Genomic DNA, 11,410 nt, shown 5'->3' with positions numbered 1-11,410 from the left:
AATATGTATAAACCGTTTTCCGTTTTCACGGAAATTAAATATGAATTTTATATGAAAATATTAGGAATAGGTTCCAGAATAAACCACGACGAATTTGGAAAAGGAGTAATTACAAATGTCGATAGTACCCATTATTGGGTAACTTTTATCGAGAACGGATTAGAAGAAATAGAATTAGATACCGAATTTGAAGTTATTGAAGCAGCAGAAAAGGAAGTCGATACCGTGAGTTTATTTGATGTAGAAAGTAGTTTAGTCCAAATTTTAAAAAAATGGAGCGATGTTTCGGAAGTAATTTCGATAGGAGATAAGTGGAAAGGCGGAAAACTTATTTTAGAACCAGGAGATACCAATTTAAAAAGTAAAGAAATTAAAGTGGAAGACTTTTTTCATAAAATAACGATGGTTAGAGACCGACTTCGTGTTATGGAACAAAAGGTGAATTCTAGTAGTCTTGAAGAACAAGAAAAAATAGATTTACAACAATACATCACGCGTATTTACGGAAGCTTAACCACGTTTAATGTGTTATTTAAAGTAAAGGAACAACAGTTTGTTGGACAAAAGAGTAAATAAGTATGCCGTTTGCAGTGTTCGTTTTTGGTATAAGATATGTATTCCTCTAAATATTGCGATTGCAATTAATTTTTAGAAGCTTGCACTTTTTTTAAGATGTTTTTTCCTGTTAAAGCAGTAGCGGTTAAAACACCAGAAAAAAGTGCCGATCCAATTCCTGCAGTCATAATATCTTGTCCAGTAAGATAGAAGTTTTTAATTGGTGTTCTAGGTTTTAAAAACTTTTGTCTAAAACGTTTCGGACTATGATCTAATCCGTAAATTTCGCCTTCTTCATAATTCACAAAATGTTGTGTGGTTAATGGTGTAGACAATTCATAACAATCCACTTTTTCTCTAAGATGTGGTAGTTTTTTAAATAAGGCTTCTAGTAATCTTTGGGCTATTTTTTCTTTTAACAGGTCGTAATCTTCCCCTCTTTTCTTCCACTTGCTACCTTTCCATTCGTTAAAAGTAGTGCTAGGCATAAGGGTAATAATATCTATAGCACTTTTTCCAGGATATCTATTTGGCCAATCTGGATCTTTAGCCGAAGGAAAAGAAATATAAACAACGGGAAAAGGTTGGTCTGTATCTTTTAAATAGCGAGCAATACACGCATCATGATCTAAATCTTCGGGATAGATCCAGTAATTCGTTTTTGGTAATTTAAGTTCTTCAGGAGAACCTTCTAAACCGATATATAAACAAGCAGAAGCAACAGATCGTTTTACTTTTTGTAATTGCTCTTTTAAATTGTGTTTTGCTACTATATCTTCGGGAAGTAATTTGTTGTACGTAGTCATAATACCAGCTCCGCTGATAATGTTTTTAGCATAAAAAGATTTTCCATCTTTCATTTTCACACCTTTCGCCGTATTATCTTCAATGATAACTTTATCTACTTCGGCACTTATTAAAAGTGTTCCTCCAGCTTTTGCTATTACAGGAACAATGGTTTTTACAAGTTGTGAAGATCCGCCAACAGGAAAGCTACCACCAGCAAAATAATGTTTGGCAACTGCGGTATGCATGACAAAACTACTTTCTTTAGGTGCTAAACCATAATCACCATATTGACCAGTTAAAACTTTAATTAATTCTTCGTTATCGGTAAGATTTCTTAATACTTCATAAGTGGTTTTATCAGAATACGTATTATAAGGTCTACGCATAAAACCACCTATTAATTTACTTAATAACGGCGGAAGTGATTTATCTAAATAGAATTTTTTACTAGTTTTACTAGCTTTAAAAATAGTATTGATGTATTCGGTGATTGCTTTTTCTTCTTTGGGAAAATAGGAAATCATTTTGTTTTTAAAATTGGTAACACCTTTAACAAAATCATATTCTTTGTCGCCTATGATGATTTTATCATATACTTCTCCCATATCTGCCCATTGTAAATTATCATCAGATATATAACTAAATAATTTTCTTAAAATACTTTTTGGGTGTTCCATATCCCCAATGTAGTGAATACCAACATCCCATTCATAGCCTCTACGTTTAAAAGTATGTGTAAATCCGCCAGGTTCATAATGGCGTTCTAGAATTAAGACTTTTTGCCCTTGCTTTGCTAATAAAGCGCCAGTTGCAAGACTGCCAATACCGGATCCAATAATAATAGTATCGTAATTTTCTTGAAGGGCTAGTTTCTTTTTATAAGATTGAATCATGATGGGTTTTATTAGGATAATATAGTCTTAAAATAAATGCGTTTTATTTGGTTTTAATATCTTCAATCTCCAATCCTAAAACTAGCATTTTATGAAAAGTAGGAAGCATTGCTCCAGTTTCGGTAGTTTCCCAGTCGCTCCAGGAAGCTTCTAGACCATCAATGGGCAGAATGGAAGTCCACATTTTAAAACTAGTAGGCTTACCAGAGTCGTCCAATAGCCATAAATAGGAATCTCCTGGAGTAGATCCTCCAGAAGTATAGGTGATTAAAAGCGCATGCTTTCCATTATCTAAAGTTACTAAACTTCTTTTTGTTCCTGCATCAAAAACTTTATATGGTGCGACTAACCAAAAAGAATCGTTATTAAAATAGTCTGTTGCTTTTTGTATTAATTCCTCTGCTTCACTTGTTTCTATTTTTGTTTCGCCTATATAGGCTTCGCTTTTAGAATTATCATTAAAGTCTAAATCTACTCTATAATTTTTCCAATAGACTTCACTACTAGCTGCTTCTTTATTCCATTTAAAATGATGCCTTTTTTTAAAGGTCCACTCTATATAATCTGTAGCTTCATATTTTTTATGATCTAAGGCATCTAGCATTTTGTATGCCAAAGCATCTGCTTGTTGATCTTGTATTCCTAAAGGTAATTCTTCGTTATATTTAAAATATAAAAATCCAAAGAAAAGGAAGGTTGGTAAGGTGAAGAAAATGATTACTCCTGCAATTATTTTCACTATTTTTTTTATGCTTGTTTTTTTAGCCACTTGATTTTGTGTTTGTTATCGTTTTTATAAAGAAAGGAATTTAATTAAAAACCTACAGCGGTATCATCACCGCGTTTGTCTGCACCACCTTCTAGTTTCCCATCTTCTAAAATTAAAATAGCATCCACTTTTCCAATAATAGGAGCATCTTTTTCATTAATGTTGTACCCTTTTAATTCCAATTGTTTTATGGTTTCTATAGCAAAAGAATTTGGTTCCATCATAATTACGTCAGGTAACCATTGGTGGTGAAAGCGAGAAACATCTACTGCTTCTTGCATGCCCATTTTGTATTCATGTACATTTAAAATAGTTTGCATTACGGAAGTGATAATGGTAGAGCCACCAGGAGTACCAACAACCATGTGTAATTTTCCATTTCTTTCTACAATAGTTGGTGTCATAGAACTTAGCATGCGTTTTTCTGGAAGAATACTATTTGCTTCTGCACCAATTAATCCATATACATTTGGGACTCCGGGTTTGCTAGAAAAATCGTCCATTTCATTATTTAAAAAGAAACCTAATTCGCTACAGAATAGTTTAGAACCAAAACCAGAATTTAGAGTTGTAGTAACTGAAATAGCATTACCAAACGGATCTACAATAGAGTAGTGCGTGGTTTCATCACTTTCAATAATTTGTACTTTTCCGTGGGATACTTCGGAAGATTTAGTCGCTTTTTCAAATGAAAAATCTTGCATTCTATCTTGCAAATAACGTACACTAATTAATTCTTCTTGAGGTACTGTTACAAAATCAGGATCTCCTAAATAGAAACTTCTATCGGCGTAGGCACGACGTTCTGCTTCTGTGATAATCTGAATCGCTTTTTCAGAGTTGTGACCAAATTCTTCTAAAGGATAAGGTTCAATCATTTTCATGATTTGTGCCAAACAAACGCCACCACTGGAAGGAGGCGACATAGAAATAATATTTAAATCATCATACGAAAAGCTAATAGGTTTACGCCACTTTGGTTTGTAGTTTGCTAGGTCTTCTTCGGTTACAATGCCGCCATTATCTTGAATATGCTTTGCTAGTATTTTTGCTGTTTCTCCTTTGTAAAATTCATCCGGACCATTTTGCATGATTCTGGTTAACGTTTCTGCAAGACTATTGTATTTGATGGTATCGTTCTCTTTCCAAGCTTTAGTAAATAGAAAATCTTCCGTATTCGTAATTTTAAAGTCCTCTTGTTTTTCAGCAATACGTAATTCCTGATTTTTGGTAACCACAACCCCTCTTTTTGCAAGGGCAATTACTGGTTTCATAATGGTTTCTATTGGTAATTTACCAAAACGTTTATGTGCTTCAAAAGTTCCTGCAACGGTTCCAGGAATACCAACAGCAAGTGCGCCACGAGTACTTAAATTAGGAATTACATTACCAAGCGAATCTAAATACATGTTTTTTGTCGCCGCTGCAGGAGCTTTTTCTCTGTAGTCTAAGGCACCAGTTTCTCCATTTTCTAAACGATAGACCATAAAACCACCACCACCAAGATTTCCGGCATACGGATATGCAACCGCTAAAGCCAAATCTGTGGCAAGCATAGCATCAAAAGCATTTCCGCCTTGTTGCATAATAGCACTTCCTATTTTAGAAGCTTCTTCACGGGCAGAAACAACCATTGCTTTTTCTGTGATAAGTCCAGTAACTTGTTTTTTAGTTTCTGTTTTACAAGCGGTTAAGCTAAATACTAGTATTATAAAAATAATTCTTAAATTCATACCTCTCTATAGTTTAATGAGATTGCTAAGTCGCTTAAAAAAGCACATCGCAATGACAATTAGTTGTTTTGTTTCGTTTGAATTTCTAATAATTTCTCCTTGGAAAACGGAATTAATTCTTCAAAAAAGCGTGTAAATTCATCTTCAAATTCGTTATAAAACTCTTGTAATTCGTTTACTGCTAAATTCATTTTAGAACGGTTTTCTGTTCGCTTGTTCATTCCAACTAAAACTTTAGAAATACCTTCAATAGTGGCATAGCTTAATAACCAATTATCTGCAATCATATACGGCATCATTTTCTGAATTCTACTTGGTAGAACCTCGAAATTGTCTTGCAAAGAATCATAAAAAGTATCGACATAGATATCTAATGGAATATCAGAATAGTTGCTCCAATTTTTCGCAAGAAAATGGTCGTAGAGTATATCGACTATCACACCAGAATAGTGTCCGTAATTTTTATGCAATCGTTTGGTGCTTTCTCTTACCGTTTTATGCGCATCTGTAAATGTATCTATTTGTCGGTGCAATAATATTCCGGTTTGAATTTCTTTAGGAAACTGCTGGTATTTTTTACCTCGAATACCATCCGCAATAAAATTACCAATGGTTACAGATTCATTATTTCCAGAAAGATAGATGTGTGCGAGAAAATTCATAATTTTTTCCCACGAAATTGGGAATCTTTTAATTCGTTAGACATGAATGTAAATTTACAAAAACCGATTTAAGATTTCCCCTTTTGAAATACTATATTTGTAATTCAATTTTAAAATAATATTTATGACCTTAATAAAATCAATTTCTGGAATTAGAGGAACTATTGGCGGACAAGTAGGTGAAAACCTTACACCAATTGACGCGGTAAAGTTTGCGGCGGCTTATGGTACTTGGCTAAAAGAACAACGTGATAAAGAAAATTATAAAGTTGTTGTTGGTAGAGATGCTAGAGTTTCTGGGGAGATGATTCAGAATTTGGTAATGAATACGTTAGTTGGTCTTGGCATTCATGTAGTAGATGTAGGTTTATCTACAACGCCAACGGTTGAAATTGCTGTACCAATGGAACATGCGGATGGCGGAATTATTTTAACGGCCAGCCATAACCCAAAACAATGGAATGCATTAAAACTTTTAAATGCGAAAGGGGAATTTTTAAATGGCGTGGAAGGAGAGAAGATTTTAAATATTGCAGAAGCAGACACGATGCAATTTGCAGGAGTAGATGATTTAGGGAAAATAACTAGAAATCAGGCCTACATAGATTTACATATTGATGCTGTTTTAGCTTTAGACTTGGTAAATGTAAAAGCGATAAAAGACGCTAATTTTAAAGTAGTTGTAGATGGCGTAAATTCTACAGGAGGAATTGCTATTCCGGAGTTATTAGAACGTTTAGGAGTGCATCCAATAAAATTGTATTGTGATCCAACGGGACATTTTCCTCATAATCCAGAACCTCTTAAAGAGCATTTAACAGACTTGTCGGAAATGGTGGTTAAAGAACGTGCCGATTTGGGTATTGTTGTCGATCCAGATGTAGATAGGTTAGCTTTTGTAGACGAGAATGGCGAAATGTTTGGGGAAGAATATACTTTGGTTGCCTGTGCAGATTATGTGTTGAGTAAAACGCCAGGAAATACAGTGAGTAATATGAGTTCTTCTAGAGCGTTACGTGATGTTACTGAAAAACATGGCGGAACCTACGAAGCAAGTGCTGTAGGAGAAGTAAATGTTGTAGCATTGATGAAGAAAAATAACGCCGTAATTGGTGGTGAAGGTAATGGCGGAATTATTTATCCGGCGAGCCATTATGGTAGAGATTCTTTAGTTGGTGTTGCTTTGTTTTTAAGTCTTTTAGCCGAAAAAGATATGCAAGTAAGTGAGTTGCGTAAAACGTATACGAGCTATTTTATGAGTAAAAAGAAAATTCAATTGACACCACAAATTGATGTCGATGCTATTTTGAAAACCATGGAAGCTCGTTATGCTAAAGAAAACATAACTACTGTAGATGGTGTGAAAATTGATTTTGCTGAAAACTGGGTACACTTACGTAAAAGTAATACAGAACCGATCATTAGAATTTATACAGAAGCAAAATCACAAGAAATTGCAGATGCTTTAGCAGATCGATTTATTGGTGAAATAGAAGCTATTTCAAAGTAGTATAAAGCTTACATTATAAAATAAAAACAGCGTACAAATGCATTATAATTTGTACGCTGTTTTTTTATGTGGAAAAGGCAATTGTTTATTGAAATTCAGTTGGAACTTTGTCTTTATGTTTCCAACGTTTATGTGTCCATAAATAATATTCTGGAGCGCTATAAATTTGTTCCTCTACCAATTTTAAAAACATATCGGTAATTTCGTAGTTTTTATAATCATTGGCATTTTTAGCTAAGGTTTTAAAAGTAGTTTCGTAGTAACCACGTTTTATTTTTTTAACGCCAAAGAAAACAACCGAAGAGTTTAAGCGCTTTGCAAGCATTTCTGCTCCGGTATGGACAGGAACTTTAATTCCCATGAAATCATTCCAATGATATGCTTTATTTACTTTTGGTGATTGGTCAGATACAAAGCCACTAATAGATAATTCACCATTTTTAATAGACTCCATTAAAACAGGAATGGTTTCTTTTGTGGTGATAAGTTGTGTATTATATTTAGCTCTTTTTCGTTTTATTAAGCGATCAAAATATTTATTTGCCAAACGTTTATAAACACCATATCCTTTATGTTTTACAAATTTTTGAGTAATAAAAATCCACTCAAAATTGGCATAATGCGCACACATTAGAACAATGTTTCTATTTTCTTTTTCTAGTTTGTGTATTTCTTCAATGTTCGTAAGCTTAAAACGTTTCATCATTTCCGCTTCAGAAATGGTTAAAGATTTTACAGATTCTAAGATCATATCACATAAATGATGGTAGAATTTTTTAGAAATTGTAGTGATTTCTTTTTCCGATTTATCAGGAAAGACAAGGTTTAGATTGTACTTTACTGTTTTTTTTCGGTAACCAATGATATAGTATACCAAAACATATAAAATATCGGAAACAACGTATAAAATTCTAAACGGAAGAATAGAAATAATCCACAAAAGCGGATAAATTAAAATGTAAGCAAGGAATTGCATGAAATAATTTTAGATTTGCAAGAACAAATATATGTTATATTTGATTTAAACGTTTCAAATTTATGGGCAATTTAAGTATTGTAACAATAGTAATTATTGTAGCAAATGTATTAATATCTTACAAAGGGTTTAGTGATTTTAACTTTTTTGAAAAATATAAATTCAATGTTGGTAGTATAAAAAGAGGGGAGAAGTTTAGAATGTTTAGTTCTGGCTTTTTACATGTAGACACGCAGCATTTGTTGTTTAACATGCTTACGTTATACTTTTTTGCCGATATTGTTGTACAAGATTTAGGAACCTTAAGTTTTGTACTTGTGTACATTGGTAGCTTGATTCTTGGTAGTGTATTATCCTTATATTTTCATAAAGATGAATATCATTATAGTGCCGTTGGAGCAAGTGGAGCAGTAACAGGAATTTTATATTCGGCTATTTTATTACGACCAGAAATGAGCTTGTATATGTTTTTTGTGCCTATACCAATCCCAGCTTATGTATTTGGAATTGGTTATCTTTTATATTCTATTTACGGAATGAAAACAAGATCCGGTAATATTGGTCACGACGCGCATTTTGGTGGTGCTATTGGTGGTTACGTAATCACACTACTTTTAGCAACATGGCTATTTGAAACGAATCTATTAATGATAGGTTTATTAGCTATACCAATTGTATTATTGTTTGTTTTAAAACGAATGAATAAGATATAAATAAAAATGTCCTTTTGACTAAAGTGGAGAAGTCTCTTTACTCGTAATTCGCTAACAAGATTTTTCTATTTTGCTTAAAATGACAAAAAAAGATATAAAAAATGCTGAAAAATTATTTCAGCATTTTTTATATCTAATACGTAGTTTCTGAAAATAAATTCAGAAAGTAAAAGTGCTAATCGTTTTTAGTTTAGCAAGGAAGCTATTTTTTCCTCTAGTGCTGGACCTCTTAGGTTTTTAGCAATAATCTTTCCTTCTGCATCAATTAAATAGGTTGCAGGAATAGCGTTAATATTAAATTGCTTAGCAATAGGATCATTAAAATATTGCAAGTTAGAAACGTGATTCCAAGTTAGTTTGTCTTGTTGAATAGCATCTGTCCAAGCTTGCTTAGCATCTTTTTGTTGTGGCGTACCATCTAAAGAAACCCCAATGATTTCTAGGCCTTTTTCATGATATTTATTATAAACGTTTACAACGTTTGGGTTTTCTTTTCTACAAGGTGCGCACCAAGCAGCCCAAAAATCAATAAGCGTAACTTTTCCTTTGATATCATTTAGAGCTATTGTTTTTCCTTCAGGAGTTGGTCCAGAAAAATTTGGTACTACACTACCAATAGCTGTTTTTTCGTTTGCTTCAATATAGGTTGCAATTGCTTTTCCTGGTCTTGTGTTTTTTAAAGATTCCTCAAAATTAGTGTATAGTTCTTTAATTTTCGCAAATTCTAATTTGTTAGACATTAAAGCACGTTCTAAAATAAGAGCAGACAAAACAGCGCTATTGTTTTCTGTAATAAAATGTATATCGTGCGCATCATTTTCAGCCATGATCGCTTCATATTTATTACGTAAAACAGACATTTGAGCAGTGTCTTTTGCGCTTTGGGAAGCTTGAAACTCTTTGGTTAAATTATTGTTTTTTAATCGGAGTGTTTTAATGAATTCTTGGTATTCATTTAGGTAATCATTTTCATTTCCTCCTTTAATAGTAGAAGTGAAAATACTGTCTGAGACGATAGTTAAATCTATAGTTTCATTTTCAACAATAAAAGGAAGGCTTCCTCTAACACCTTCGATAGTTAAAAAATACATATCGGGATTTTCTATTTTTCCATTTAATGTAAAAGTATTATCTGTAACCCTGGCAGAGTCTAAAAGAATTTCCTGTCTATTCTCTGTTCTAATTAATTTAACCAAGCTATTATTTTTAGCGTTGTCTACATTTCCATTAACCACAAAACCATCTGTTTTTTCTTTAGTACAAGAAATAATAAAAAGAGAAATACATAATAAGGATAGAATACGTTGCATAAATTATTTTTTTTATGCAAATATAACAGTTAATACTTATTTATTTTCAAAATGTAAATATGTTAGTTTTATTTTAACAATTGCTTACTTTTGCTACATGATATTAAATGATACTATAATTGCATTAGCAACACCTTCGGGTGCTGGAGCAATAGCTGTAATACGACTTTCGGGACCAGAAGCGATTAACATTTGTGCTGCTTTTTTTAAATCTATTCATAACAAAGATTTAACGAAACAAAAGACGCATACTATTCATTTAGGCCATATTAAAGAAAAAACGAAAACACTGGATGAAGTTTTGGTTTCTGTTTTTAAAAATCCAAAATCCTATACCGGTGAAAATGTAGTAGAAATTTCTTGTCATGGATCTATATTTATTCAGCAGGAAATTATACAATTATTTTTACGTAATGGGTGCAGGATGGCTAATGCCGGAGAGTTTACTTTGCGTGCTTTTTTAAACGGAAAACTAGATTTAAGTCAAGCCGAAGCAGTTGCAGATTTAATAGCGAGTGATAATGAAGCTTCGCATCAAATTGCGATGCAGCAAATGCGAGGTGGTTTTTCTTCGGAAATAGCCAAACTACGGGAAGAACTTTTAAATTTCGCTTCTTTAATTGAGTTAGAATTAGATTTTGCAGAAGAAGATGTTGAATTTGCAGACCGAACACAATTTAAGTCTTTAGTAGAAAAAATTGTTTTTGTGCTAAAACGCTTAATAGACAGTTTTGCTGTTGGAAACGTTATTAAAAATGGGATTCCTGTTGCTATAGTTGGAGAACCAAATGTTGGTAAATCGACATTACTCAATGCCCTTTTAAATGAGGAAAGAGCTATTGTTAGTGAGATTGCTGGAACGACAAGAGATACTATTGAAGATGAAATTGTTATTGGCGGAATTGGCTTTCGGTTTATAGATACCGCAGGAATTAGAGAAACTAAAGACGTTGTTGAAAGTATTGGGATTAAAAAAACTTTTGAAAAAATTGAACAAGCACAGGTAGTCGTTTATTTATTTGATGCTGAAAAATTTAAAACCAATAGTAAAAAGTTTATCGTTGAAATAGAAAAAATAAAAAATAAATATCCTTTAAAACCATTATTAGTGATTGCTAATAAATTAGATATCCTTTCCGATACTGAAGTGGAAGCTTTAAAAACTTCCATTGAAAATCTACATTTATTATCTGCAAAAACAGGAATTGGAGTAGAAGAACTAAAGGATAAACTTTTAGGTTTTGTTAATACTGGAGCGTTGCGTAATAATGAAACTATAGTTACTAATTCTAGACATTATGATGCATTGCTAAAAGCTTTTGAAGAGGTTACCAAAGTGAAATATGGTCTAGAATCTGATTTGTCAGGGGATTTACTAGCTATAGATATTAGACAAGCACTTTATCATTTTGGTGAAATTACAGGTGAAATTACTAGCGATGATTTGCTGGGTAATATTTTTGCTAACTTCTGTATTGGAAAGTAACTATAAACTTCTTC

At 32.7% G+C, this 11,410-nt stretch carries 10 protein-coding genes; 4 read left to right on the top strand and 6 right to left on the bottom strand.

The genetic code is table 11. The features are described from left to right. Positions 1-51: 51 nt before the first annotated feature. Positions 52-576: a hypothetical protein gene (locus ACVCZW_RS19150; RefSeq protein WP_452233212.1), complete on the top strand. Its 525-nt coding sequence runs from the start codon at positions 52-54 to the stop codon at positions 574-576. A 65-nt stretch (positions 577-641) separates the two neighbouring features. Here ACVCZW_RS19150 and ACVCZW_RS19145 read toward each other — a convergent pair whose 3' ends face one another. From ACVCZW_RS19145 to ACVCZW_RS19130, 4 genes are read right to left on the bottom strand one after another with little or no spacing between them, the layout of a single operon-like run. Then, complete coding sequence (locus ACVCZW_RS19145; protein ID WP_452233211.1) at positions 642-2,237, bottom strand: phytoene desaturase family protein; 1,596 nt, start codon at positions 2,235-2,237, stop codon at positions 642-644. 43 nt (positions 2,238-2,280) lie between these two features. After that, a complete protein-coding gene (locus ACVCZW_RS19140; RefSeq protein ID WP_452227809.1) occupies positions 2,281-3,006 on the bottom strand; it encodes a hypothetical protein in 726 nt (241 codons plus the stop codon). Between the two features lie 44 nt (positions 3,007-3,050). Then, entirely contained in the window at positions 3,051-4,739 is a 1,689-nt protein-coding gene (gene ggt / locus ACVCZW_RS19135) for a gamma-glutamyltransferase (protein WP_452233210.1), read from the bottom strand. Between the two features lie 59 nt (positions 4,740-4,798). Beyond that, on the bottom strand, positions 4,799-5,401 hold the full coding sequence (locus ACVCZW_RS19130) for an acyl carrier protein phosphodiesterase (protein ID WP_452233209.1): 603 nt from the start codon (positions 5,399-5,401) through the stop codon (positions 4,799-4,801). A 124-nt stretch (positions 5,402-5,525) separates the two neighbouring features. Between ACVCZW_RS19130 and glmM the strand changes: the two genes are divergently transcribed. Continuing rightward, positions 5,526-6,911, top strand: a complete 1,386-nt coding sequence (gene glmM, locus ACVCZW_RS19125; RefSeq protein ID WP_452227812.1) for a phosphoglucosamine mutase — start codon at positions 5,526-5,528, stop codon at positions 6,909-6,911. Positions 6,912-6,996: 85 nt separating this feature from the next. Here the strand turns inward: glmM and ACVCZW_RS19120 are convergent, their stop codons facing one another. Further along, positions 6,997-7,887, bottom strand: a complete 891-nt coding sequence (locus ACVCZW_RS19120; RefSeq protein WP_452233208.1) for a lysophospholipid acyltransferase family protein — start codon at positions 7,885-7,887, stop codon at positions 6,997-6,999. A gap of 62 nt (positions 7,888-7,949) precedes the next feature. On the opposite strand from ACVCZW_RS19120, the gene ACVCZW_RS19115 reads away from it, so the two are divergent. Further along, on the top strand, positions 7,950-8,600 hold the full coding sequence (locus tag ACVCZW_RS19115) for a rhomboid family intramembrane serine protease (protein ID WP_452227814.1): 651 nt from the start codon (positions 7,950-7,952) through the stop codon (positions 8,598-8,600). 185 nt (positions 8,601-8,785) lie between these two features. Here the strand turns inward: ACVCZW_RS19115 and ACVCZW_RS19110 are convergent, their stop codons facing one another. Beyond that, positions 8,786-9,910, bottom strand: a complete 1,125-nt coding sequence (locus tag ACVCZW_RS19110) for a redoxin domain-containing protein (RefSeq protein WP_452233207.1) — start codon at positions 9,908-9,910, stop codon at positions 8,786-8,788. A 97-nt stretch (positions 9,911-10,007) separates the two neighbouring features. Here ACVCZW_RS19110 and mnmE point away from each other — a divergent pair, with 97 nt between their 5' ends. Then, complete coding sequence (gene mnmE / locus ACVCZW_RS19105) at positions 10,008-11,396, top strand: tRNA uridine-5-carboxymethylaminomethyl(34) synthesis GTPase MnmE (protein ID WP_452227816.1); 1,389 nt, start codon at positions 10,008-10,010, stop codon at positions 11,394-11,396. The last annotated feature ends 14 nt before the right edge of the window (positions 11,397-11,410 follow it).

This window comes from Lacinutrix sp. MEBiC02595, from assembly GCF_053601555.1.
The sequence above is the reverse complement of the archived record's forward strand: the minus strand, read 5'-3'. Positions and strand labels throughout refer to the sequence as shown.